The organism is Sphingosinithalassobacter sp. LHW66-3 (genome assembly GCF_050703275.1).
GTDB lineage: Bacteria > Pseudomonadota > Alphaproteobacteria > Sphingomonadales > Sphingomonadaceae > Sphingomonas.
The window spans coordinates 302,064-324,395 of the sequence record NZ_CP193482.1 but is presented as its reverse complement, the minus strand read 5'-3'; the positions used below and the strand labels follow the sequence as shown (position 1 = coordinate 324,395).

At 67.2% G+C, this 22,332-nt stretch carries 23 protein-coding genes and 1 tRNA gene; 9 read left to right on the top strand and 15 right to left on the bottom strand.

Going from position 1 to position 22,332, the window contains the following annotated elements:
• Window positions 1-4 precede the first annotated feature (4 nt).
• Both purS and purQ read left to right on the top strand, forming a co-directional pair.
• Window positions 5-235, top strand: a complete 231-nt coding sequence (gene purS / locus ACQ450_RS01500; RefSeq protein WP_431470226.1) for a phosphoribosylformylglycinamidine synthase subunit PurS — start codon at window positions 5-7, stop codon at window positions 233-235.
• Window positions 232-897, top strand: a complete 666-nt coding sequence (purQ, locus tag ACQ450_RS01495; RefSeq protein ID WP_188054782.1) for a phosphoribosylformylglycinamidine synthase subunit PurQ — start codon at window positions 232-234, stop codon at window positions 895-897. Before purS ends, purQ begins: the two co-directional genes overlap by 4 nt.
• On the opposite strand, the gene ACQ450_RS01490 is transcribed toward purQ, so the two are convergent.
• Together ACQ450_RS01490 and ACQ450_RS01485 are read right to left on the bottom strand one after the other, a co-directional pair.
• Complete coding sequence (locus tag ACQ450_RS01490; protein WP_431470225.1) at window positions 880-1,215, bottom strand: hypothetical protein; 336 nt, start codon at window positions 1,213-1,215, stop codon at window positions 880-882. The genes purQ and ACQ450_RS01490 overlap by 18 nt on opposite strands.
• A gap of 2 nt (window positions 1,216-1,217) precedes the next feature.
• The gene (locus tag ACQ450_RS01485) at window positions 1,218-1,964 is read right to left on the bottom strand and encodes a queuosine precursor transporter (RefSeq protein WP_431470224.1); all 747 of its coding nucleotides are present in this window, start codon (window positions 1,962-1,964) and stop codon (window positions 1,218-1,220) included.
• Window positions 1,965-2,023: 59 nt separating this feature from the next.
• On the opposite strand from ACQ450_RS01485, the gene ACQ450_RS01480 reads away from it, so the two are divergent.
• Window positions 2,024-2,100, top strand: a tRNA-Arg gene (locus ACQ450_RS01480).
• Between the two features lie 91 nt (window positions 2,101-2,191).
• The gene (locus tag ACQ450_RS01475; RefSeq protein WP_431470223.1) at window positions 2,192-2,791 is read left to right on the top strand and encodes a hypothetical protein; all 600 of its coding nucleotides are present in this window, start codon (window positions 2,192-2,194) and stop codon (window positions 2,789-2,791) included.
• 138 nt (window positions 2,792-2,929) lie between these two features.
• Here the strand turns inward: ACQ450_RS01475 and ACQ450_RS01470 are convergent, their stop codons facing one another.
• Window positions 2,930-3,166, bottom strand: coding sequence for a hypothetical protein (locus ACQ450_RS01470; RefSeq protein ID WP_431470222.1), 237 nt, complete (start codon window positions 3,164-3,166; stop codon window positions 2,930-2,932).
• 149 nt (window positions 3,167-3,315) lie between these two features.
• Here ACQ450_RS01470 and ACQ450_RS01465 point away from each other — a divergent pair, with 149 nt between their 5' ends.
• The gene (locus ACQ450_RS01465; RefSeq protein ID WP_431470221.1) at window positions 3,316-4,473 is read left to right on the top strand and encodes an aminotransferase; all 1,158 of its coding nucleotides are present in this window, start codon (window positions 3,316-3,318) and stop codon (window positions 4,471-4,473) included.
• Here ACQ450_RS01465 and ACQ450_RS01460 read toward each other — a convergent pair.
• The 6 genes from ACQ450_RS01460 to ACQ450_RS01435 all read right to left on the bottom strand — a co-directional run bounded on the left by ACQ450_RS01460 (window position 4,470) and on the right by ACQ450_RS01435 (window position 9,250).
• On the bottom strand, window positions 4,470-5,267 hold the full coding sequence (locus tag ACQ450_RS01460; RefSeq protein WP_431470220.1) for a hypothetical protein: 798 nt from the start codon (window positions 5,265-5,267) through the stop codon (window positions 4,470-4,472). The two genes, ACQ450_RS01465 and ACQ450_RS01460, sit on opposite strands and share 4 nt — an antisense overlap.
• Before the next feature lie 109 nt (window positions 5,268-5,376).
• The gene (mtnA, locus tag ACQ450_RS01455; protein WP_431470219.1) at window positions 5,377-6,429 is read right to left on the bottom strand and encodes an S-methyl-5-thioribose-1-phosphate isomerase; all 1,053 of its coding nucleotides are present in this window, start codon (window positions 6,427-6,429) and stop codon (window positions 5,377-5,379) included.
• A complete protein-coding gene (gene mtnC, locus ACQ450_RS01450; protein WP_431470218.1) occupies window positions 6,426-7,064 on the bottom strand; it encodes an acireductone synthase in 639 nt (212 codons plus the stop codon). Before mtnC ends, mtnA begins: the two co-directional genes overlap by 4 nt.
• Before the next feature lie 85 nt (window positions 7,065-7,149).
• Window positions 7,150-7,701: a 1,2-dihydroxy-3-keto-5-methylthiopentene dioxygenase gene (locus ACQ450_RS01445; RefSeq protein ID WP_431470217.1), complete on the bottom strand. Its 552-nt coding sequence runs from the start codon at window positions 7,699-7,701 to the stop codon at window positions 7,150-7,152.
• Entirely contained in the window at window positions 7,698-8,330 is a 633-nt protein-coding gene (locus ACQ450_RS01440) for a methylthioribulose 1-phosphate dehydratase (protein WP_431470216.1), read from the bottom strand. The genes ACQ450_RS01445 and ACQ450_RS01440 overlap by 4 nt, the downstream gene beginning before the upstream one ends.
• A 158-nt stretch (window positions 8,331-8,488) precedes the next feature.
• Entirely contained in the window at window positions 8,489-9,250 is a 762-nt protein-coding gene (locus ACQ450_RS01435) for a L,D-transpeptidase family protein (protein WP_431470215.1), read from the bottom strand.
• A 275-nt stretch (window positions 9,251-9,525) separates the two neighbouring features.
• Here ACQ450_RS01435 and ACQ450_RS01430 point away from each other — a divergent pair, with 275 nt between their 5' ends.
• The 3 genes from ACQ450_RS01430 to ACQ450_RS01420 are packed head-to-tail and all read left to right on the top strand — an operon-like array spanning window position 9,526 to window position 12,852.
• Window positions 9,526-10,239 carry a murein L,D-transpeptidase catalytic domain family protein gene (locus ACQ450_RS01430; protein ID WP_431470214.1) on the top strand — a complete coding sequence of 238 codons (714 nt, stop codon included), beginning with the start codon at window positions 9,526-9,528 and terminating at the stop codon, window positions 10,237-10,239.
• Window positions 10,240-10,291: 52 nt separating this feature from the next.
• Window positions 10,292-10,795 carry a CinA family protein gene (locus ACQ450_RS01425; protein WP_188054770.1) on the top strand — a complete coding sequence of 168 codons (504 nt, stop codon included), beginning with the start codon at window positions 10,292-10,294 and terminating at the stop codon, window positions 10,793-10,795.
• A gap of 41 nt (window positions 10,796-10,836) precedes the next feature.
• Complete coding sequence (locus tag ACQ450_RS01420) at window positions 10,837-12,852, top strand: NAD(+) synthase (RefSeq protein WP_431471254.1); 2,016 nt, start codon at window positions 10,837-10,839, stop codon at window positions 12,850-12,852.
• Between the two features lie 147 nt (window positions 12,853-12,999).
• Here the strand turns inward: ACQ450_RS01420 and ACQ450_RS01415 are convergent, their stop codons facing one another.
• From ACQ450_RS01415 to fdhD, 6 genes are all read right to left on the bottom strand, one after another.
• Entirely contained in the window at window positions 13,000-14,232 is a 1,233-nt protein-coding gene (locus ACQ450_RS01415; protein WP_431470213.1) for a DNA cytosine methyltransferase, read from the bottom strand.
• Window positions 14,229-15,383 (bottom strand): hypothetical protein, encoded by a 1,155-nt coding sequence (locus ACQ450_RS01410; RefSeq protein ID WP_431470212.1) that lies wholly within the window; start codon window positions 15,381-15,383, stop codon window positions 14,229-14,231. Before ACQ450_RS01410 ends, ACQ450_RS01415 begins: the two co-directional genes overlap by 4 nt.
• A 345-nt stretch (window positions 15,384-15,728) precedes the next feature.
• Window positions 15,729-16,859 (bottom strand): transporter substrate-binding domain-containing protein, encoded by a 1,131-nt coding sequence (locus ACQ450_RS01405; RefSeq protein ID WP_431470211.1) that lies wholly within the window; start codon window positions 16,857-16,859, stop codon window positions 15,729-15,731.
• Window positions 16,860-16,941: 82 nt separating this feature from the next.
• Window positions 16,942-18,546 (bottom strand): response regulator, encoded by a 1,605-nt coding sequence (locus tag ACQ450_RS01400; protein WP_431470210.1) that lies wholly within the window; start codon window positions 18,544-18,546, stop codon window positions 16,942-16,944.
• An 89-nt stretch (window positions 18,547-18,635) separates the two neighbouring features.
• Window positions 18,636-19,172 carry a molybdenum cofactor guanylyltransferase gene (mobA, locus tag ACQ450_RS01395; RefSeq protein ID WP_431470209.1) on the bottom strand — a complete coding sequence of 179 codons (537 nt, stop codon included), beginning with the start codon at window positions 19,170-19,172 and terminating at the stop codon, window positions 18,636-18,638.
• Entirely contained in the window at window positions 19,169-19,966 is a 798-nt protein-coding gene (gene fdhD, locus ACQ450_RS01390; RefSeq protein ID WP_431470208.1) for a formate dehydrogenase accessory sulfurtransferase FdhD, read from the bottom strand. Before fdhD ends, mobA begins: the two co-directional genes overlap by 4 nt.
• A gap of 66 nt (window positions 19,967-20,032) precedes the next feature.
• On the opposite strand from fdhD, the gene ACQ450_RS01385 reads away from it, so the two are divergent.
• Window positions 20,033-22,309 (top strand): FdhF/YdeP family oxidoreductase, encoded by a 2,277-nt coding sequence (locus ACQ450_RS01385; protein WP_431470207.1) that lies wholly within the window; start codon window positions 20,033-20,035, stop codon window positions 22,307-22,309.
• Window positions 22,310-22,332 lie beyond the last annotated feature (23 nt).

The window sequence follows — 22,332 nt, the reverse complement described above, 5'->3', positions numbered from 1 at the left end:
GGGCATGAAACTCCGCATCATCGTGACGCTCAAGAACGGCGTGCTCGACCCGCAGGGCAAGGCCATCCAGCACGCGCTCGATTCGCTCGGCTTCGCCGGGGTCGACGACGTGCGCGCCGGCAAGCTGTTCGAGATGGACGTCGCCGACGGCACCAGCGACGCGGATATCGACGCCATGTGCCGCAAGCTCCTCGCCAATACGGTGATCGAGAATTATCGGGTCGAAAAGCTGTGAAGACCGCCGTCGTCGTCTTCCCGGGCTCGAACTGCGACCGCGACATCGCGACCGCGCTCGAACAGGTCACCGGAACGGCGCCGGCGATGGTCTGGCATCGCGAGACCGAGCTGCCCGACGGCATCGGCCTGATCGCGCTGCCCGGCGGCTTTTCCTACGGTGACTATCTGCGCTGCGGCGCCATCGCCGCCCGCTCGCCGATCCTGCGCGCCGTGACCGACGCCGCCGAGCGCGGCATGCCGGTGCTCGGCATCTGCAACGGCTTTCAGGTGCTCACCGAAACCGGGCTCCTGCCCGGCGCGCTGATGCGCAACGAGCGGCTCGATTTCGTCTGCCGCGACGTTCCGCTCACCGTCGACAACAGCCAGTCGATCTTCACCAGCGGCTATCGCTCGGGCGAGCAGATCACGATTCCGGTCGCGCACCACGACGGCAATTATTTCGCCGATGCCGAAACGCTCGACCGGCTCGAAGGCGAAGGCCGCGTCGCCTTCCGCTATGCGGGCGACGTCAACGGCTCGGCACGCGGCATCGCGGGCATCCTCAATGCGCAAGGCAACGTGCTGGGCATGATGCCGCACCCCGAGCGCCGGATCGAAGCCGCCCATGGCGGCACCGACGGCCGCCGCCTGTTCGAAGGGCTGCTAGAAGCGGTCGCCTGAGCCTTCGCGCTCGAACACCCGCGTCCACCGCGCCAGCGCGGTAATCGCGATCGGCCAGAACATCGTGTTCCAGATGTCCTTCAGATTCTCCCACGGCAGCTGCGGGATGCCCGCGCGCGCCGTGTCGATGATATCCCATGCCTCCCCCGCCAGCGCCGCCGCCAGAACGACCGCCCACGGCTTCCAGCCGCCGATCCGCCAGCGAAAGGCCAGCGCGACGCCGAAGAAGAGGATCAGCGCGACATAGATGTGCAGTGCATCCTTCGCGAGCAGCAGATGCTCGACGAGCCACAGCTTCGTTTCCTGAAAGATGTTCATGGTCAGACGCGGACGGCGAAGGGCGTGAAGTTCGTTTCCTCGTCATAGACGTCGACGCCTTCGCGCCGCTTGAGGAACCCTACCACTAAATAGGTGACCGGCGTCAGCAGCACTTCCCAGCTCACTTTCAACACCCATTGCGTGACCAGCACCGTCAGCACCAGTTCGTTGGTCCAGCCGTCCGCGCCCCAGAAGGCGAGCGGATAGAAGATCAGGCTGTCGACCCCCTGCCCCGCCACCGTCGATCCGATCGTGCGGCTCCACAGATGCCGGCCCTTGGTCCACAGCTTCATCTTGGCCATCACGAAGCTGTTGACGAACTCGCCGCACCAGAAGGCGATCACCGATGCGAACACGATCCGCGGCACCTGGCCGAAGATCACTTCATAGGCGGCCTGATTCTCCCAGTCGGGCGCGGGAGGAAGGATCACGACGATCCAGCTCATCAGCGCCATGAACAGCACGGCGGCGAATCCCGCCCAGATCACGCGCCGCGCCCGGGCATAGCCATAGACCTCGGTCAGCACGTCGCCGATGACATAGGAAACGGGGAAGAACAGGATCCCGGCGCCGAACGGCCAAAAGCCCACGCCCGGCAGCCAGATCTGCGCCACCTTGCCCGCGCCGATCACGTTCGACAGCAGCAGGATGACGACGAACGCCACCATCACATAATCGAAATAGCGGAAATGGCCGCCCGCGATCTCGCGCGCGCGCACCTGCACCGGTCTGCCGTCCCCCTCGGTCATGCGGATCGTTATGATCGCGGTTCCGTGCTTAGGCAATCCACGCTAACGAAGGCCCGCGCGCGCCCGTAGCTCAGCTGGATAGAGCACGAGCCTTCTAAGCTTGGGGTCGCAGGTTCGAACCCTGCCGGGCGCGCCACCTTGCGGATTGGCTGTTTTGCGCGGGTTCCATCTATCTCCTGACCGAAATATGTCTGAGCGCCATCTTAGCACGCGAGGTTTGGGCCGATATGGACGAGACAGGTGACCGTCGGCCGTCTGATCCGATCGGCGTCCGATTTCTGGAGTGTGACGCTGGCTGGATTTGGTTTCGGATAGATGCATTGTTGCCAGCAGAACAAAGCCTGTCGGCAACGCACTTGGATGATCCCTTTCCACGAATGCTCGATTGGCTGGAAGAGATCTGCGACGGGGCACCGCTCGCTATGTGGGCCTTCTCACAGGAAGGCATTTCGGCACGCCTCATCTTTGCTCAGGTCAATCGCGACTTACTGGACGGGGGGAGCGACCGGCTGATACTTGTTGATGATGGGCCGGAATACGAACACATCGCGATGGCGAAGGTCGAGAGGTCAGCGTTGGTCCGGGAAGTCTACTACGCGTTCCAAGCGTTTTTGCGCGACGGATATCGCGCCGATCAGTGGGAATATGGGCTCCCGCCCCAACTTTCCTACGAGGACCTTACTGATGAGGAAGAGGCCTATTACCAGTCGAATGGCCTGCTGTCATGGAACGGGCACGCGCTACCAAGGCTCTGCTCAAGTAAGATTGAGAGCTTCTTACGGGAAGCTCAAGCCGAGCAGCTAAGCCTCGACCTGAGGCATCGCTAAGTTCTAGGCGAGCCGATGCCGCTCGCTGGATCAGGATGTCCCAGAATCTGAGAGCCCACCGCTTTCACCTCGGGCGCGCCATTTCTTCTTCCCGGCGATGCGTTGGAATCGGCCCTGCCGCGCGTGTCGCCGCGCGGCCTAGCTCTTGTCGCCGTTCTTCCTGCCGCTGCGGGCATAGAGCAGCGCCGCGACGATCGCGGCCGATCCGATGCCGACGGCGGCACCCACGCCCAGCGTCGTCGCCGAAAGCCCGCGCGCGCGCGATTCCTTGGCGTCCTTGGCGGCGGAGATCGCCTCGCCGCCGCCCGCGTGCGGCGCCTCCTCGATAGGATAGGGGGACTGGTTTTCGTTCGGAACGGGGGGCGTGTCGGTCATCGTCATCCTGATCGGTTTCGAAACCCCACCAACGAACCCGGTGGAGCGCGGGTTGCACCATGGACCCGCGCCGCCCGGCTTCGCAAGACCGCTCCCGCCGCATCGCGCGCGCATTGCGCCCTTGGCCCGCGCAATGCACAAGCGCCGCCATGAACCCGCTCTACGCCCGCATGGGCACGACCATCTTCGAAGCCATGTCGGCGCGCGCGCGCGCGAGCGGCGCGATCAATCTCGGCCAGGGCTTCGCCGACGGCACCGGCCCGGCGCCGGTGCTCGAGGCGGCGGCACGCGCGTTGCTCGAAAGGTCCAATCAATATCCGCCGATGGCCGGGCTGCCCGAGCTGCGCCAGGCGGTCGCCGATCACTATGCCCGGCATCAGGGGCTGAACCTCGCGCCCGACGAAGTGATCGTCACTTCGGGCGCCACCGAGGCGCTGGCCGCGTCGCTGCTCGCCCTGATCGAGCCGGGCGACGAAGTGCTGTGCTTCCAGCCGCTCTACGACGCCTATGTCCCGCTGATCCTCCGTGCCGGCGGCGTGCCGCGCTTCGTCCGGCTCGAGCCGCCGCACTGGCGCGTGACGCGCGACGCGCTCGACGCGGCGGTCACGACGAAGACGCGGCTGCTGCTGCTCAACAATCCGCTCAATCCGGCGGCGAGCATGGCCTCGGCCGAGGAGCTGGCGCTGCTCGCCGATTTCTGCGTCGCGCACGATCTCACTGCGATCTGCGACGAGGTGTGGGAGCATGTCACCTTCGACGGCGCGCGCCATCTGCCGCTGATCGGCTTTCCCGGCATGCGCGAGCGGACGGTGAAGATCGGCAGCGCGGGCAAGATCTTCGCACTCACCGGCTGGAAGGTGGGCTGGATGTGCGCCGCGCCCGAGCTCGCGCGCGGGCTCGGCAAGGCGCACCAGTTCCTCACCTTCACCACGCCGCCCAACCTGCAATGGGCAGTCGCCGAGGGGCTGGTGACGCAGGACGGCTGGGTGGCCGAAACCGCCGCCGGCTTCCAGAGCTCCCGCGACCGGCTGGCGGCGGGGCTGCACGAACTCGGCTTCGCCACCCTGCCCAGCGCCGCCACCTATTTCCTGTCGATCGATCTTGCCGCCAGCGGGATCGGCCTCGGCGACGTCGCCTTCTGCGATCTGCTGCTTGAGGAAGCGGGCGTGGCGGCGATTCCCGTCTCTGCCTTCTATGCCGAGGATCCCGTCGCCCGCGTCGTCCGCCTCTGCTTCGCCAAGCAGGACGCGACTCTCGATACGGCGCTCGAGCGCATCGCCGCCGCGCGCGCGGCGCTCGCCCGCTAGCGCGGCGGTCCCGACCGCTCAATGCGGATGCGCACCCATTCGCCATAGCGCAGCTGCCCGCCCAGCCGCGGCGGCCGCACGCGGAACTGCCAGGCCATCGCCAGCACCGCGCGCAGATAGCCCGATCCTTCGGGATATTCGGTGACCGGAACGCAATCCTCGACGCGATATTCGGGCACGGTTCGGCACGCGATCACGCCATAGCCCTGCCCCTGCACGGTCTGGAGATAGCCGCGCATCTCGCTTTCATACGGCTCGCGATACCAGGCGGCGGCATAGAGCGGCTCGCCGTTCGGCCCGCTCCCCTCGGCGCGCGGCGTGTCCCCCCAGCCGGGGCGCGGCCCCGGGTTGGGCGGGCCAGAGACGCGCGGCGCGGCGCGCGACGGCGCCGCCGCGCGCGGCCGGGCGATGTCGGCGGAAGCCATCGCGTCGGGATCGAGCCGGATCAGCGGCGGCGGTGAAGGCACCGGGTGGGGCGCGATACGCTCGAGCGGAGTCGGCGCCGAATCGACCTGCGGCTCGGGCACCGGCGGCTCGGGCACCTGCTCGGCGGCTTCGGCGGGTGCGCTCTCGGGCTGCGGCTCGGGTTCGGGCGCGGATGCGCCTTCGCTGCCCGGATCGACGCTGAACACTTCCATCACCGGCACTTCGTCGCGCGTGATCTGCGGCACGATCGTCAGCAGCAGCAGCGCCAGCAGCCCCTCCACCAGCAGCGCCAGCACGAATCCCGGCCCGCGCCGGCGCAATCCTTCGCGCAATGCGTCGCGGTCGATGCGGATCGCGGGGAGCTTCACGAGGGACGACGACTTTCTGGCAAGCGGGACAAGGGCGCGCCCGGACATAGAAGGCGCGCGAGCGCGGCGGAATTGCGACCGAAGCGTGTCGCAACTCCGTCCGATTGTATCAGCCGCCGATGCGGTCGAGCACGCCCTTTTCGGTGATGTATCCGGTCACCAGCCGCGCGGGCGTCACATCGAAGGCGGGGTTGGCGGCCGGCGACTGGGTCAGCCGGATCGTCGTCACGCGCCCCTCGGCATCGGGACCGGTCGCTTCGGTCAGTTCCTCGGCCGCGCGCTCCTCGATCGGGATCACGTCGCCGCTCGGCAGGTCGGCGTCAAACGTGGTGTAGGGCAGCGCGACATAGAAGGGCACGCCATTGTCGTGCGCCGCCAGCGCCTTCAGATACGTGCCGATCTTGTTGCACACGTCGCCGTTGGCCGTCACTCGGTCGGTGCCGACGATCACTGCATCGACCTTGCCCTGCATCATCAGCAGCCCGCCGGCATTGTCGGCGACCACCGTGTGCGGCACGCCATGGTTGCGCAGCTCGAACGCGGTCAGCAGCGCGCCCTGGTTGCGCGGCCGCGTCTCGTCGACCCACACATGCACCGGAATGCCCGCGTCGTGCGCCAGATAGATCGGCGCGGTCGCCGTGCCATAGTCGACCGTCGCCAGCCATCCGGCGTTGCAATGAGTCAGGATCTGCACCGGCCGCTCGGGATTTTGCGCATGAAGCGCGCGGATCAGCTCGAGGCCGCTCGCGCCGATCGCGCGGCACAGCTCGACATCCTCGTCGCAGATCGCGTCGGCACGGGCGAAGGCGGCCTCGGCACGTTCCTCGGGCGGCAGATGGCCGACCGCGGTGCCGACCGCGTCGAGCGCCCAGCGCAGGTTCACTGCGGTCGGCCGCGTGTGCAACAGCGTGTCGCGCGCCGCCAGCAGCGCTTCGTCGCTGGGATCGACGGCGAGCGCCATCGCCAGGCCATAGGCCGCCGTCGCGCCCACCATCGGCGCGCCGCGCGTCCACATCTCGCGGATCGCGACCGCGGCCTCCTCCATGCTGCGCAGCTCGACCCAGCGGACTTCCCAGGGGAGCTGCCGCTGGTCGAGGATGCGCACGCCCTTGCCGTCTTCGGTGCGCGCGATCGATCGCGTCGCCTTGCCGTCCAGGATCATGGCAGCACCTCCGCCAGCGTTCGAATGTCGCCGCGCTCGCCCTCGCGATCGATCAGCAGCGCCTGCATGCCCGCCGCCCGCGCCGCGTCGACTTCGGCCTGGATGTCGGAGACGAACAGCATCGTCGCCGGCTCCAGCGCCAGCGCGCGGGCGATCGCGGCATAGGAATCCGCCTCGCGCTTGTGGCCGATATTGGTGTCGAAATAGCCCGCGATCCGCGGCGTCAGGTCGCCCGCCTCGCTATGGCCGAACAGCAGCTTCTGCGCCGCCACCGATCCCGACGAATAGATATAGACGGGCACCCCCGCCCTTCCCCAGCGCGCCAGCGCCTCGGGGGTGTCGGGATAGACGTGGCCGCGGATCGTGCCGTCGCGATAGCCCGCCTCCCAGATCAGCCCCTGCAGCGTCTTGAGCGGCGTTTCCTTGGCGTCGGCCTCGATCCAGCCGAGCAGCGTGGCGACCGGATCGTCGCCCGGCACCTGCGCCAGGATCGGCGCCACCTGTTCGGGATTGCGCTCGACATAGTCGCGCAAATGCCGTGCGGCATAGGGAAACAGGACATCGGCGACGAAGGCGATGCTGCTCGTCGTCCCTTCGATGTCGAGGAGGATCGCGTTCGGCTGCTGCTGGTTCATCGAGGCTCGTCTCCCCTCCCGCCGGGGGAGAGGCTTGGGGAATGGAGTCGCCGGAAAGCGGCGGTCGGGTTGGATATGCCCGCGCTCAGGCGCTGGCCGGCTCGTGGCGCGGAAACCGGTCCGCGATCGCGTCGCCGGTAAAATCGGCGACCCAGCCGTCGGGGCTGATGAACATCCGGATCGCGGTGAAGCGCGGGCTCGGTCCCATGTCGAACCAGTGGCGCATCCCCGCCGGTACCGAGATCAGGTCGCCCTCCTCGCACAGCACGGCATAGACGCGGTCCTCGTCGCGCAGCGTGAACAGTCCCTCCCCTTCGACGAAGAAGCGCACTTCATCCTCCGAATGGCGGTGCTCGGAAAGGAACTTCGTGCGCAGCACGGCGCGGTCGGGATGCTCGGGAGTCATCCGGATCACGTCGACCGACCGATAGCCCTTCTCCGCCGTCAGCCGCTCGACTTCGGGGGCATAGGCCTCCAGCACCGCCTCCGAGCTCGCGTCCTCGGGCAGCGCGCGCGTGCCCCATTGCTCGAAGCGCACGCCCAGCGGCGCCAGCGCCTCGGCGATCGCATGTGGATCGCGCGTGTCGATGTGCGGCGCCGCGCCGTCGCTCGAATCGAAGATTCTCAGATGCGTCATTCGCTCATTCCGTTCCTGAAGCCGCGCTCGGCAAGCTCGGCGGCGATCAGCCATTCGGTCGCTTCCAGCACGCGCTCGGCTTCGTCCAGGTCGCGGCCCCAGGCATAGAGGCCGTGACTGCGGATCAGATAGGCAGGCGCCACGCCTTCCGCCACCAGCGCCGGGCCGACCGCAGCCTCGATATCGCGCATGTCCTGGCTGTTGTCGACGATCGGCAGCCGCACTTCGGCCGCATGGGTGGTGATCCCGGGAAACGCCTTCAGCATCTCGTGGCCGCGAAACACCCATTCGGTCGCGTCCGGCACCGCGCGGCTCAGACCCACCGCCTGCGGCGAATGGCCGTGCAGCACGGCGTTCACATCGGGAAAGCTGCGATAGAGCGCGAGGTGCAGCGCCGTCTCGGCCGACGGCTTTCCCGCCCCGATCGCCTGCCCCTCGGTGTCCACGCGCATGATGTCGTCCTCGGTCAGCCGGCCCTTGTGCCGTCCCGAAACGGTCACGGCGAAGCTGCCGTCGTCCAGCCGAGCCGAATAATTGCCCGACGTCGCCGGCGCCCAGCCGCGTGCGTCCAGCCTGCGCCCCACCGCCACCAGCGCGCTGCGCGCCGCATCGAAATCCATTGCCGTCATGCTCGCCGCTCTAGCGCATCCCGCAAGCGGCGCACACGCCCTGATATGGAGCAAACTCTGTCACCACTTCCTCGTCGCCCCTGCGCAGGCAGGGGCCCATGGCTGCTTCGTCGCGGACCACGCCGGCGGCACATCGCCCGTTCCCCGGTCGACGGCGGCTAGTTGGTGCCGGATCCCGGATAGGTCGCGGGCGCGCGGCGCGTGAACGGCGGCGGCGGCGAATCGAAGTCGGCGTCGGGCGCGGTTACGGGGAACATCGCCCCTTCGCGTAGCGGCCGGCCGGGCGCGACATTGGGCTCGGCGCTCGCGGTCACGATATTGAATGCCTCGCCGCCCAGCCGAGTCGTGTCGGGGCGCAGCGCGGGCGCCCACAGGTTCATCTCGGGATGGTCGATCGCCTCGCCGGTCACGATCACCAGCCCGCCCATCTCGGTGAGGCCGAACAGCCGCTCGGCAAAGGCGTGCGGCAGGCGGATGCAGCCGTGCGACGCCGGCCGGCCCGGATTATGGCCGCCGTGCAATGCGATGCCGGTCCAGGTCAGCCGCTGCATGAACGGCATCGGCGCGTTGCTGTAGAGGTTCGACCGGTGATGCCGGTTCTTCTGGAGGATGGTGAATTCGCCCGTCGGCGTTTCCTTGCCCGGCTTGCCGGTCGAAACCGCCGCCGCGCCGATCAGCGTCCCGCCGCGATAGACATAGGCGCGCTGCTGCGGGATGCTGATGACGATCGAGACCTCGCCCCCCGCGTCGAGCCGCGCCGGCACGAGCCGCGGGTCCTGATCGAACCAGACGTAGCGATTGGGCCGCAGCGCCTCGATCCGATCGGACACCGCCTGGACCGCCTGTGCGGCCGCCGGCGTCGCGGCGGGCATCGCGGCAAGCGCCAGGATCAGGGCGGAGCGCACGAGGGCGCGGGGCATTGCAGTCTCCGTAACGGTTCGCGGCCCGCCGGGGGCGGCTCCGCAAAGGGTTCGTACTCCGTTAACGATGGTATCTGCAATTGGTGCCGTTCGAATCCTGGCCAGCTCGGCGTCGTGCAGCGACAAGCTTGTTCCGCTCGACGCGACCAATTCTCGGCGAAACGCGCTGAGTCCGCGCTGAATTGTTGCGATTGGGACACAGGTTCAGCCCAATTTCACCTGTCCTTCTGGTATAAGAGAAGCAAGCGGGAATGATACCAAGGGCAATTAGTAACGTGAGTAACACATTGGACATCGCGCGCAGTCGGCGCGCACTTCTTCGATCGGCGCTGGTGGTCGGCGGGGGCGCGCTTGCCGCGTCGTGCACGCCGCGTGCCGCGCGCATCGTCAGCGCGCCGGCGGTGCCGGTGCCGCAGCCGCCGGTGCGGCCCGATCCGATTCCGGCCGCCGTCGCCACGCGTCCGCAGGCGCCGCGCGGCGTCGATCCCGAGATCTTCAAGGAAGCGATCGCCGCGCTCGACCGGCATTCGATGCGCATCCCCAATCACGACAAGATCGCGATCGCCGATTTCACTGCGCCGTCGCACCGGCCGCGGTTCCACGTCATCAATCTGGGCAGCGGCGAATCGCATTCGGTGCTCGTCTCGCACGGCAGCGGATCGGATCCGGAGCACACCGGCTTCCTCCAGCGCTTCTCGAACGTGCCGGGATCGAACGCGACCAGCGAGGGGGCCTATCTCCTGTCCGAATATTATGTCGGCCAGCATGATCGCTCGCAGCGGCTCGACGGGCTCGATCCGACCAACGATCTCGCGCGCGACCGCGCGATCGTGATCCACGGCGCGTGGTATTCCAATCCGGAGATGATCGCCCGCCACGGCAAGCTCGGCCGCAGCCAGGGCTGCTTCGCCCTGCCCGAGGCGCAGCGCGACGACGTGTTCGCGATGCTCGGCCAGGGCCGGATGATCTATTCGTCCAGGCTCGCCTGATCGTCTCGCGGGGGATTGGCAGCGCCGCGCCGCCGGGCGTACCACCGGCGGCATGAGCGAAACCCTCTCCCCCGCCCTTCCCCCGGAAATCGACACCGCCGCGCGCGCGGTCCTCTCCGCCGCCTGCGACCTTCGCAAGAAGCTCGCGACGGCGGAAAGCTGCACCGGCGGCATGCTCGCCTCGCTGCTCACCGACGTGGTCGGCGCGAGCCACGCGTTCGAGCGCGGCTTCATCGTCTATTCGGACGAAGCCAAGTGCGAGCTGCTCCATATCGCGCGCGATACGGTGAAGGGCTGCGGCGCGGTCAGCCGCGAAGTCGCGCTCGCCATGGCCGATGGCGCGCTCAAGGCCAGCCGCGCCGACGTCGCCGTTTCGATCACCGGCTTCGCGGGCGCGGGCGGACCCGACGACGAGCCCGGGCTCGTCCATTTCGGCTGCGCCGCGATCGGCCGCGAAACCCGCCATCGCGAGGCGCATTTCGGCGACATCGGCCGCGGCGCGGTACGAATCGAGTGTTTGCGCGTTGCCCTTGAGATGTTCTCGGAGGCACTGTGACCAAACCAGCCCACTCCTTCCATTCGCTTCACCGCCAGGGGATGATCCGCACCGGCGTGTGCACCCCGCTGGCGACCGTCGGCGATCCCGCCGCCAACACCGATGCCGCGATCGAGGCCGCCCGCCACGGCGATGCCAATGGCGCCGACCTGCTGCTCTTTCCCGAGCTCAACATCAGCGCCTATGCGATCGACGATCTCCATCTCCAGGACGCGCTGATCGACGCGACCGAGGCGGGCATCGCCCGGCTGGTCGAGGCGAGCGCCGATCTGCGCCCCGTGCTCTGCGTCGGCGCGGCGCTGCGCCGCAACGGGCGGCTCTACAATTGCGCGCTCGCGATCCACCGCGGCCGCATCCTCGGCGTCGTCCCCAAGCAGTTCCTGCCCAATTACCGCGAATATTACGAAAAGCGCTGGTTCGCCTCGGGCATCGGCCTCGCCGGCCTCGAGATCGAGGTCGCGGGGCAGACCGCTCCCTTCGGCACCGATCTGATCTTCGCCGCGCAGGATCTGGAGGATTTCGTCTTCCATATGGAGATCTGCGAGGATTTCTGGGCGCCCACACCGCCCTCCTCGCTCGCCGCGCTCGCCGGTGCGCTGGTGCTGTGCAATCTCTCCGCCTCGAACATCGTCATCGGCAAGAGCCGCGAGCGCCAGCTGCTCTGCGCCTCGCAATCGGCGCGCACCGTCTCGGCCTATCTCTATTCGGCCGCCGGGCCGGGCGAGAGCACCACCGATCTCGCCTGGGACGGTCAGGGGCTGATCTACGAGCTCGGCGAGTTCCTCGCCGGGTCGCAGCGCTTCGATCTCGCCCCCGAAGCGGTCTATGCCGACATCGATCTCGAGCGGCTGCGGCTCGAGCGGATGCGCTTTCCCACCTTCAACGACGCCGCCGTCGCCGCGGGCCATCCCGAAACCCGCTTCCGGCGGATCGGCTTCCGCCACGATCCCGCGTTCGACGATGTCGGCCTGCGCCGCCCCGTGCGCCGCTTTCCCTTCGTCCCCAATACGCCGGCGAAGCTCGAGGAGGATTGCTACGAAGCCTTCAACATCCAGGTCGAGGGGCTGCGCAAGCGCATCGTCTCGGTCGGCGCGAAGCATCTCGTCATCGGCGTCTCGGGCGGGCTCGATTCGACGCATGCGCTGATCGTCGCCGCCAAGGCGATGGACCGGCTCGGCCGTCCGCGTTCGGACATTCTCGGCTTCACACTGCCCGGCTTCGCCACCGGCGACACCACCAGGTCGAACGCCTGGACGCTGATGAAGACGCTCGGCGTCACCGGCGAGGAAATCGACATCACCCCCGCCGCGCGGCAGATGCTGACCGACATGGGCCATCCCTTCGCGCAGGGCGAGCCGGTGTACGACATCACTTTCGAAAATGTGCAGGCGGGGCTGCGCACCGACTATCTCTTCCGCCTCGCCAATCAGCGGCAGGGCTTCGTCGTCGGCACCGGCGATCTTTCCGAAATGGCGCTCGGCTGGTGCACCTATGGCGTCGGCGATCAGATGAGCCATTATGCGGTCAACACCGGCGTTCCCAAGACGCTGATCCAGTATCTGATCCGCTGGAGCGTCAAGACGAGCCAGTTCGACGAACAGACCGACGAAGTGCTCACTGCGATCCTCGACACCGAGATTTCGCCCGAGCTCGTCCCCGCCGATGCCGAGGGCGGCATGCAGAGCACCCAGGACCGCATCGGCCCCTATGAGCTGCACGACTTCTTCCTCCACTATGTCGTGCGCCGCGGCATGCGCCCGTCGAAGATCGCCTTCCTCGCCTGGCATGCGTGGCGGGACGCGAAGGAAGGGCTGTGGCCGATCGACTTCCCCGAGGCGGGCCGCAACGAATATGATCTCGCCACCATCGCCAAATGGCTCGAGATCTTCCTGATCCGCTTCTTCCAGACGAGCCAGTTCAAGCGCTCCGCCATCCCCAACGGCCCGAAGGTGTCCGCCGGCGGCGCACTAAGCCCCCGGGGCGACTGGCGCGCCCCTTCCGACGGGACGGCAAGGCCGTGGATCGACGAGCTGCGCGGGGCGCTGCCGGAGGTATAGGGAGGTGGGGGTGCGGGGGGCGCGGGCGGGGACGTCTGCTTTGCGCCCCTGGTCGTTCCGAGCCATCTCAGTCGATCCTAGAAGCTGCCGTTCGTTCAGTGCGAGACTAGGAGCCCCGAGGAGCTGAGCGCGGCGCTAGATCCGATCCTACTCAGCAGCGGCCAGGTCTAAACGCGCGGAAGCACGGTAACCCTTGCCGGTGCCCGGGTGAGCGTCATGAGCGCCACGAAGTGCAAGATAAGCGAGCTTCACCTTTGCCGTCCGCTCGGGCCCTGGAGCTGGCGGAGCTTGCCGCAAGGCCAAGGCCAGCTCGTCCTGATCTACCTCGAGCCCGAGCAACTGTCGCGCGATCGCACGCGCAAGCACTTCCCCGAGCAGCGAAGGCACGGCGTTGCCGAGCTGCCGCTGCGCATCGGCGACGGAGCCAGTGACCTCGAACTCGTCCGGGAAGGTCTGGAGCCGCGCCATCTCACGCATGCTGAGCCGGCGGCTCGTCCAGTGGAACGGACCAGTCGCTGGACCCGGCTGCGCTTGCAGGGTCCAGGCAGGCCGCGTCTTGGCCAGCTTCAAAAGGAAGGACCAGTAGCGCCGCCGCCAGCCGAATAGCGGTTCTCCGCCGCCGCGTTCGGTGTGCCAAAGATAGTTTTCGCCCTCAGGGATTGACGGCAGCAGCCCAGCCCACTTCCCTTTCGGCGTCAACGCGGCGACGTCGACTTCCACATCGTGCAGCGCATCCCACGCTGTCCGATAGCGGGGGCGGTTGTCAGTTTCCGCCGCAAGGTCGGGATCGACATGACTCGGCCGGGGGAAGTTGAAGCGCGTGCCGTCCCTTGCGCCGATTACGAACAGCCGGCGCCGCAGCTGCGGAACGCCGAAGTCGGCGGCATTCAGCACAGCGATCGAGGCGGTGTAGCGCGTGCCGTGCGCGGTGTTGATCCGCTCCAGCTCGGACGTGATGAGCTTTAGGCCCTCGTCCTTGCCGCGGAACCCGAGCCCTTCCACATTCTCCAACAGGAACGCGCGTGGATGCGCCTCCTCGAGCACGCGCATGTACGCCCCAAGCGTGCCGGCGCGTGGATCGTTCAGCCGCCTGGCCTCGCCACTCGCCCAGAAACCCGACTTCGAGAAAGGCTGGCACGGCGGTCCGCCGATTAGCACGTCGGCCTCGCCGGCTCGCAGCTTACCTGCCGCAAGCATCCTCGAGGTGGGCACCTCCAGGACGTCCTCGTCGATGACCGGCCAGCTGCGATTGGCGCGAAGCGTCTCGACGCACCGCGTATCGATCTCAAGGGCAACAGCGGTCTCGAAGCCGGCCGCCTCGAAGCCGAGATCGAGGCCACCTGCGCCGGTGAAGAGGCTAATCACACGAGGCTTGGTCATGCGCGCGACCCTAGCCGAGCGGCCACCGCCTCGAAAGCGCCGCGTGGATCAGCCGACCACCTCTCGTCGACGAGTACATTACTCGCCAACCTGCCAAGGCATTTCTGGTGAGCATCGAGGCTGGAGGGCAAGGCGTAGCGGAATTCCCAGCGCTCGGTTACTGCATGCAGGCAGCCGGCCACCACGTCGAAATCGTCTGGAGCGTAATAGCGCGAGCACGGGTCACCCTTGGCTGCGCGCGTCCGCTGGAAGTCGATCCGGGGCAGGTTTCGCGTTTTATTCATAACACGAAGCACATTCTTGCATTCGATCGTGAGCTGCGGGCCGTCCCGATAACGAATAAGAAGGTCGGGTCCGCCTTCCTCGTCCAGACGCTCGCAATGGGTGATGCCGTCGAGCCGCGCAAGGCTCGAGCGGAGGTGCTCCTCGGCCACCCAGCCACGGACCGCCATCTTCAGCCTGCGCGCGCCGGCGATCAGCTCCAGCACCTCGTCGGCGCCTAGTTCCAGTTCGCGAAGCAGTGGATGGACGGTGATGGCGTTCTGATCGAGATTCGCCACGTCCTCGAGACGCGGCGCGCGAATCAGCTCGCGCTTGTCGGCGAGCAGCTGGCGATCGCCAGGGGGAAGCCCATAGCCTGCCCGCTCGAGGCGGACGAGGTCGAGAAAGCTGTCGCGGACGCCGCCGACGAGCACCTCCACCGGCTCCGCCATCGGACCTCCGCGCCGCGCGCGCTCCCACGCGTGCCAGCCATCACGACGGATCGCATCGGCGTGCTCGTCCTTGAACTCCACCCGAATGAAGAACTTAGTCGGATTGTGAGCCTCCGGATCGGCAGCGACAAAGAACCCTTCCTCGGGGTCGATCCCGACCAGCAACGTCGTGAAGAGCCCGAGCGGGTCCTGCCAGAGGACATGCGTGTTGTCCGCGGCATAGCCTTCCTTGCCGCCATACTTCACCTGGAAGCTGCGCTCGTCCTCTGGCCGGTTGCGAGTTGGGGTGCGCGTCGCGAGAAACGCATAGACGACGATGCCCATCCGCTCGCCCTCCCGCGTCTCGAAGGTGATAACGAAGGGCGCGCGGTCAGCAGGCGAGGCGAAGATGATGCGGCAGCCTGCGGCGCGCAGTCCCTCGAGCATGAAGCGCAGCAACGGCTTCCGCGCTGATGCCATAGTCCTGTAAGTTCGTAAGCCGAGAATCATCTGCACGCGCTCTCCGCCGCGACGTTGCAACGCGAGGGATGTGGATGGCAAGGACAAGGAAAACGCGCCGTCCGTCTGTCTCCCGTGCGCCGCGGCATCTGAAAGCTGCCATTCCGCAAACGGCCCATATCCCGCCGCCTCACTCCCCCGGCACCCTTGCAAAATAGGATTTCAGCTGCTCCGCTTGCGGACGCTCTTTCAACTGTCGAGCTGATCGCCGCGCGCCGACGCAAGGATGTTTCGGGCGTGCGCAACTTTCGGAATGAATAGGCGCGAAAACTGCGAAGCTAAGCGTCAGTCGTCGCGACCCAGCACCTGGGTCAGCCGATTCGACCAGGCGCGGCTTTCGATCCGTTCGAGCAAGGCGCGATTGAGCCGCTCGCGCATCGGGCTTTCCGGCGGCAGCGCGAAGCCATAATCCTGCCGGCCGAAGCTGCCCGGCACCAGCCGCAGCGCGTTGCCCGCCTCGCCTTTCAGCAGATAGGTGAGCAGCGGCCGGTCATAGACGAAGGCGTCGATCTCGCCCGCCGCCACTGCCTCCAGCCCCGCCTCGACGCTCGGAAAGCTCGAGAAGCCGATGCCGCTCTCGCGCAGCCACTCGTCCGCCGCCGATCCCTCGATCGATCCCACCGCGGCGCTGGTCAGCCCTTCGGGGCCCTGGATCCCGCCCGCCAGCCGCCCCTCGGTCAGGGAGGAGGCGATCATCCCGGTGAAGGTCGAGATGATCAGGATCGCCGCGAACATCCAGACGAGCGCGACGGCCTTGCCCGCCCGGGTGCGCGGCGCCTTGTCGCCATAGCCGACGGTGGTCATCGTCACTGCGGAAAACCAGAAGCCCGCGCCGATCCCCTTCGCCGGGCCGCCGCCGAACTCCTCGGAATTGTCGCGCCGCTCGGCAAGCCAGAAGCACACGCCCACCAGCAGCAGCAGCGCGCTCAGCGCCAGCACCGCCTGGAGAAATCCCCAGCTGAAGAAATTGCGCAGCAGCAGCAGCCAGCTGGGCGGCGCCTGCGCCACGGCGATGCCGAAGCCGGTGGTGTGATAGGGGTGGCTGAAATCCACCTGCTCCTCGCGGCTGGGCGTCACGGTCAGGGCGCCGACGCTGAGCGCGTAGCGGCCATCGGCAACGCCGTCGACCATGCCGTCGAGATCGGTCTCCTCCAGCGTGTAGCGCACGCCGAGATCGGCCGCGACGTCGCTCCACAGATCGATTGCGAGGCCGCTGTAGCTTCCGTCCGCTTCGCGGATCACGAAGGGAGGCGCATGGCGCGTCGCGACGCTGATCCCGTTCGCATCGGCCGGGCCGGCAGGCGGCGGCGGCTGCTGCTGGGCCAGCGCCGGAGAAGCAACGAGAAACAGGAGCGCCAGAGCGACGCGAAGGAGCGATGCGAACGGGATCATGCGCGGCCGCTTCGAATCGATCATGCTGCACCAGGCTCCTGCTGTGACGTTCGCGGCTTGCATAGCATGGAAGCCGCGGCTGTCGCGCCTTGCAGCGGAGCCCGCGTCAGTCGTGTCCGAGCAGGCTCTGCACGCGACGCAGCAAGTCACGCGTTTCGAAGGGCTTGCGCAAGATGGTCAGTTGGCCGTTGTCGAGCGATTCGATTGCCGCGGTCTCGGCGAAGCCGGTCACCAGCACGATCGGCAGCGTCCGATCCTGCTCGCGGATCCGCCGTACCACCTCGGCTCCGCTCATGCCCGGCATGGCGAAGTCGACGATCAGCACATCGGGCCGGCGTGCCGCGACCATCTCGAGCGCGCTCGCCCCATCGCCCGCCTGCTCGACGGTCGCTCCAGCCGTCTCCAGCATGTCGGCGAGCGTCGCGCGAACCTGCGCATCATCATCGACCAGCGCGATGGTCGCACCCCTCAGACTCACCGGCACCGCCTCGGCATCCTTCGGCGTGCGCGTGCGGCCGCGCGCCTTCGTGCTTTGGCGCAGGTACAGCGTCACCGCCGTTCCCTCGCCGGGTGCCGATTCGATATGGACCGTCCCGCCGGACTGAGTCACGACGCCGAACACCATGGCGAGTCCCATGCCGGTCCCTCGCCCGACTTCCTTGGTGGTGAAGAAAGGCTCGGTGGCGCGCGCGAGCACGTCAGGCGTCATGCCGTGCCCGCTGTCGCTCACCGTGATCGCCGCCCAGTCGCCCAAAGGAAGGCCCGCCGGCGCGACACCGCGTTCGCTCGTAGCGGAAATCCGCAATGTACCGCCGTCGCCCATGGCATCGCGCGCGTTGAACGCCAGGTTGAGGATCGCCAGCTCGAGTTGCAACGGATCGGCCTCCACCCGAAGCAGCGGGTCGATCGGCGCGATCTCGACCTGCGACAGCGGCGCCACTGCACGCGCGACGAGCTCGCGCATCCCGCCGATCAGCTCCTGCACCGGTACCGGCGCGAGTTCGAGCCGTTGCTTGCGCGAGAATGCGAGAAGCTGTCCGCTCAGCGCGCGCCCGCGCTCGACGGCGTCGAGTGCGGCGCCGGCCCAGCGGACGACGCGATCGGAATCATCCGGCTTGCGCGCGATCAGTTCGAGATTGCCCGCGACCGCCTGGAGCAGATTGTTGAAATCATGCGCGATCCCCCCGGTCAGTTGACCGACCGCCTCCAGCTTCTGCGACTGAAGCAATGCCGCCTCGACGCGCTCGCGCTGGGCGATCTGTGCGCGCAGTTCCTCCAGCGCCGTGTCGCGCTCGCGGATCATCGTCGCCAGCTCGGCATTGGCGGCTTGCAATCGGTCCGGTGACGGCAATGCGACTGCTCGGGGAAGCAGCGGCCACAGCAGCGCCGCGGTCGCGACCGATGCCCCGGCGGTGATCACCTTGACGAGCGCCTGAAGGCCATAGACCGGTTGCCAGAGCGTCCAGATGCTCATCAGATGGGTGACGCCGCACGCGAGAATGAAGATCGCAAAGCACCAGAAGGCCCAGCCGAAGACGAGGTCCCGGCGCTGCCGCACCAGCGCAATGATCGCGAGCGGAATCGAGAAATAGGCCGCTGCCGTCAGGCCGTCGGCGATGACGTGCGTCCACACCAGTTCGGGCTGCCAGAGCAGGCAATAGCCGTGTGGCGCGTAACTCCCGTTCCAGAAGGGCGCGAACAGGCCGCCCATAGCAATCCCCTCTTGAACAAACGGTTTTTGCCGCGAATCTGTGGGCTTTACTCGAAACCGGCCGACATGAGAAATATACTGATGTCTGTTTAACTATTCGCTATCAGCGCGCTCAGATCAGCCTCGGTGTTGACATTCGTCAGCGCCCTCTCCGCCGCGATTCGCTGCGCGTTCGCGGCACGCCCCCACCCGCGCAGCGAGCGATCCCCACCACCCGCCAGATGTGCATCAAGGCGTGGCGCCAGCTCGACCGGCCAGAAGCCGACGACGGGGAGTTGCGCGACGAATGCGGCGCTGCCTCGGCTCACCAGCTGTCGCACAAGCGGCTGCGGCAGCGACGGAACGTCGCACGCCGTGCTGAGGACGGCATCGAACCCGCGTGCGGCGGCGCTGTGCAGCGCTGCGTTCAGTCCGCCGAGCGGCCCGAGCTCGGAAGCCGGGCGATCCGCGACCCAGTCGACATCCCGCCATGGTCGCCCGCAGACCAGCAGACGCTCGACATGCGGGACAAGCGTTGCCAGCGCATGATCGAGCAGCGTGCGCCCGTCGAGCATCGCCAGCGCCTTGTCGGAGCCGAATCGCGTCGCGCGGCCGCCGGCGAGCACTGCGCCCAAGATCCGAGTCATGGCGCCTCGCGACCCAGCCACAGCAGCGAATCGCTGCGCGCCACAACCGCCAGCGCCAGTCCCGCCGACCGCGCCCGCTCGACCGCCAGCGCAGTCGGCGCGGAGATCGTCGCGAGCAGCGGACAGCCGGCAAGGACGGCCTTCTCCACCAGCTCGAACGAACAGCGCGAACTCAGCAGCGCGAAGCCGCCATTCCAGCCGATCGCGCCGCGCGCCATGGCTCCGATCAGCTTGTCGAATGCGTTGTGACGGCCAACGTCCTCGCGCACCATTCGGATCGAACCATCGGCTGCGCAGAGAGCGGCGGCATGCATCGCGCCGGTCTCCGCGTTCAGCGGCTGGTGTCGGTTCAGCGCATCCAGCGCATCGAACACGGCGCCCGCTCCCGCCTCGCTTGCCGCGGCGACGCGGGGCAGCGGCCGCAACGCAGCCTCGAGGCTGTCGATCCCACAGATGCCGCACGAGGAGTCGCTGGCGCGATGGCGGACGCGCATGTGCAGCGCTTCCGTGCAATCAGGCGCCAGAGTCACCCGCAGCAGCACCCCGGCCTCGACTGGATGCGGCTCGATATCCACGATCTGCCGCCCGTCCCGCACGAGCCGCTCGGCAAGCACGAAGCCCGTCGCAAAGTCCTCGAGCGCCGCCGGCGTCGCCATCATCACCGCATAGCCGATGCCGTTCACTTCGATCGCGACGGGCACTTCGCCGGCGAGCGTGCGGCTGATCGTCGCGCTCGATCCGTCGCGGCGAATGCAGGCGAAGGAAACAGCGGCACTTTCGGACCATTCGGGCATTAACCGAGGATAGGCTTCCCCCGCGCAAGCGAATAGCCTCTACTTCTCCGGTGGCGGGAGGCAGCGATGAAGAAGGCGAAGGACGGGACTGTCGGTTATTCGAGCCCGAGCGGCGGCTGGGGATCGGTACGCGGGATGGCGCGTATCGCACGCACCGAAGGGACCGATCCCGCTGCGCTTCGCACGCTGGCGCGGCAGAACAAACCAGGCGGATTCATGTGCGTTTCCTGCGCCTGGACCAAGCCCGCGCATCCCCACCCGTTCGAATTCTGCGAAAACGGCGCCAAGGCCACTTTGTGGGAGGCCACGCGCCGGCGCTGCACCCCCGACTTCTTCGCGCGCCACAGCGTCGCCGAGCTGCAGCGCTGGAGCGACCATGATCTCGAAGAAGCCGGCCGGCTGACGCACCCGATGCGGTTCGACGAGGCGAGCGGCCATTACGTTCCCTGTAGCTGGGAAGAAGCCTATGCGGCGATCGGAGCCGAATTGCGCGCCCTGGAACCGAAATCCACCGTCTTTTACACCTCGGGGCGCGCAAGCCTGGAAACCAGCTACGCCTGGGCGTTGTTCGCGCGGCTCTACGGGCACAACAATCTGCCCGACAGTTCGAACATGTGCCACGAAACAACGTCGGTAGCACTCTCGAAGACGATCGGCTCGCCCGTCGGCACCTCGGTGCTCGACGACTTCAATCATTGCGACGCGATCTTCTTCTTCGGGCAGAACACCGGGACCAACAGCCCGCGGTTCCTCCACACGCTTGCGGAGGCCTCGAAGCGCGGCTGCCGGATCGTGACCTTCAATCCGCTTCGCGAAAAGGGGCTGCTCGAATTCCGCAATCCGCAGAGTACGGAGATGGTGACCGGCGGCAAGACCGACATTTCCTGCGATTATCACCAAGTGAAGGCCGGCGGCGACATCGCCGCGATTCTCGGGCTCTGCAAACATGTGCTGGCCGAGGACGACCGGCGCCTGGCCGCGGACGGCAAACATGTGCTCGACTGGGATTTCCTCGAACAGCACACCCACGGCTTCCCCGAGTTCGTCGCGAAGGTGCGCGGCACCGGGTGGGAGGAGATCGAACGCGAGTCCGGCCTCGCCCGCGCCGACCTTGAGTCAGCAGCCCAGATATACGTCGATTCCGAGCGGACGATCGGCATCTACGGCATGGGGCTTACTCAGCACGTTCGCGGGTTTGAGAATGTCGCCAGCGTCGTCAATCTGTTGCTGCTCAAGGGCAACATCGGCCGCCAGGGCACGGGTGTTTCGCCGGTTCGCGGCCATTCGAACGTGCAGGGGCAGCGCACCGTCGGCATCGCCGAAAAGACGAAGCTGGTGCCGCTCGATCGCCTCGCCGAACAGTTCGGCTTCGATCCGCCGCGCGAGGATGGCGTGAATACGGTCGAAGCGTGCGAAGGCATCCTCGATGGCTCGATCAAGGCGTTCCTCAGTCTTGGCGGCAATTTCGTCCGCGCCATTCCAGAAACGCGGCGGATGGAAGAGGCGTGGCAGCGGATGCGGCTCACCGTCAACATCGCCACGCGGCTCAATCGCAGCCATCTGATCACTGGGCAGCTTGCCTATCTACTCCCTTGCCTCGGCCGCAGTGAAGAGGACATTCAGGCGAGCGGCCCCCAGGTCGTTACGATGGAAGACAGCCTCAGCTGCATTCATGGCTCGATCGGCAAGCGCAAGCCGCCCAGCCCGGACCTGCGCTCGGAACTCGCCATCGTCGCCGGAATCGCCAAGGCCACGCTGGAGCCGAATCCGAACGTCCCCTGGGACGCGTGGGTCGGCGACTATGCCAAGGTGCGCGACGCGATCGAAGCGACCTATCCGGACATGTTCGCCGATTTCAACGATCGGCTGTTCACCCCCGGCGGTTTCTATCGCGGCAATTCGGCACGCGAGCGGATCTGGAAGACCGAAAGCGGAAAGGCCGAGTTTACCGTGCCCGACGTGCTCAACGCCACCGGATATGCGGATGAAAGCGGTCGCTGGCGTCTCATCACGCTGCGCTCGAACGATCAGTTCAACACGACCATCTATGGCTATTCGGACCGGCTGCGCGGAATCGAGGGGACGCGCCAAGTGCTGTTGATGAACCCCGAGGAGATGCGCCGCGCCGGCCTCTCCGAAGGTCAGCGCGTGACGCTGGTGAGCGATGCCGGCGACGGCGTGGCGCGCGAAGTCGACGGGCTGGCAGTGACGCCCTACCGCCTGCCCGACGGATGCGTCGCGGGCTATTATCCCGAATTGAACCCTCTGATCCCGCTGGCGCATCACGACCATGCATCCAAGACGCCGGCCGCCAAATCGGTGCCCGTCCGGATCCGGATCTGACGCGCGAGCGGCCCAGGTCCGCG

What these genes read in the sequence shown, in the direction of transcription:
- purS (WP_431470226.1), top strand. Translation starts at nt 5, where the DNA reads ATGAAACTCCGCATCATCGTGACGCTCAAGAACGGCGTGCTCGACCCG.
- ACQ450_RS01490 (WP_431470225.1), bottom strand. Translation starts at nt 1,215, where the DNA reads ATGAACATCTTTCAGGAAACGAAGCTGTGGCTCGTCGAGCATCTGCTG.
- ACQ450_RS01485 (WP_431470224.1), bottom strand. Translation starts at nt 1,964, where the DNA reads ATGACCGAGGGGGACGGCAGACCGGTGCAGGTGCGCGCGCGCGAGATC.
- ACQ450_RS01475 (WP_431470223.1), top strand. Translation starts at nt 2,192, where the DNA reads ATGGACGAGACAGGTGACCGTCGGCCGTCTGATCCGATCGGCGTCCGA.
- ACQ450_RS01470 (WP_431470222.1), bottom strand. Translation starts at nt 3,166, where the DNA reads ATGACCGACACGCCCCCCGTTCCGAACGAAAACCAGTCCCCCTATCCT.
- ACQ450_RS01465 (WP_431470221.1), top strand. Translation starts at nt 3,316, where the DNA reads ATGAACCCGCTCTACGCCCGCATGGGCACGACCATCTTCGAAGCCATG.
- mtnA (WP_431470219.1), bottom strand. Translation starts at nt 6,429, where the DNA reads ATGATCCTGGACGGCAAGGCGACGCGATCGATCGCGCGCACCGAAGAC.
- mtnC (WP_431470218.1), bottom strand. Translation starts at nt 7,064, where the DNA reads ATGAACCAGCAGCAGCCGAACGCGATCCTCCTCGACATCGAAGGGACG.
- ACQ450_RS01445 (WP_431470217.1), bottom strand. Translation starts at nt 7,701, where the DNA reads ATGACGCATCTGAGAATCTTCGATTCGAGCGACGGCGCGGCGCCGCAC.
- ACQ450_RS01440 (WP_431470216.1), bottom strand. Translation starts at nt 8,330, where the DNA reads ATGACGGCAATGGATTTCGATGCGGCGCGCAGCGCGCTGGTGGCGGTG.
- ACQ450_RS01435 (WP_431470215.1), bottom strand. Translation starts at nt 9,250, where the DNA reads ATGCCCCGCGCCCTCGTGCGCTCCGCCCTGATCCTGGCGCTTGCCGCG.
- ACQ450_RS01425 (WP_188054770.1), top strand. Translation starts at nt 10,292, where the DNA reads ATGAGCGAAACCCTCTCCCCCGCCCTTCCCCCGGAAATCGACACCGCC.
- ACQ450_RS01420 (WP_431471254.1), top strand. Translation starts at nt 10,837, where the DNA reads ATGATCCGCACCGGCGTGTGCACCCCGCTGGCGACCGTCGGCGATCCC.
- ACQ450_RS01415 (WP_431470213.1), bottom strand. Translation starts at nt 14,232, where the DNA reads ATGACCAAGCCTCGTGTGATTAGCCTCTTCACCGGCGCAGGTGGCCTC.
- ACQ450_RS01405 (WP_431470211.1), bottom strand. Translation starts at nt 16,859, where the DNA reads ATGATCGATTCGAAGCGGCCGCGCATGATCCCGTTCGCATCGCTCCTT.
- ACQ450_RS01400 (WP_431470210.1), bottom strand. Translation starts at nt 18,546, where the DNA reads ATGGGCGGCCTGTTCGCGCCCTTCTGGAACGGGAGTTACGCGCCACAC.
- mobA (WP_431470209.1), bottom strand. Translation starts at nt 19,172, where the DNA reads ATGACTCGGATCTTGGGCGCAGTGCTCGCCGGCGGCCGCGCGACGCGA.
- fdhD (WP_431470208.1), bottom strand. Translation starts at nt 19,966, where the DNA reads ATGCCCGAATGGTCCGAAAGTGCCGCTGTTTCCTTCGCCTGCATTCGC.
- ACQ450_RS01385 (WP_431470207.1), top strand. Translation starts at nt 20,033, where the DNA reads ATGAAGAAGGCGAAGGACGGGACTGTCGGTTATTCGAGCCCGAGCGGC.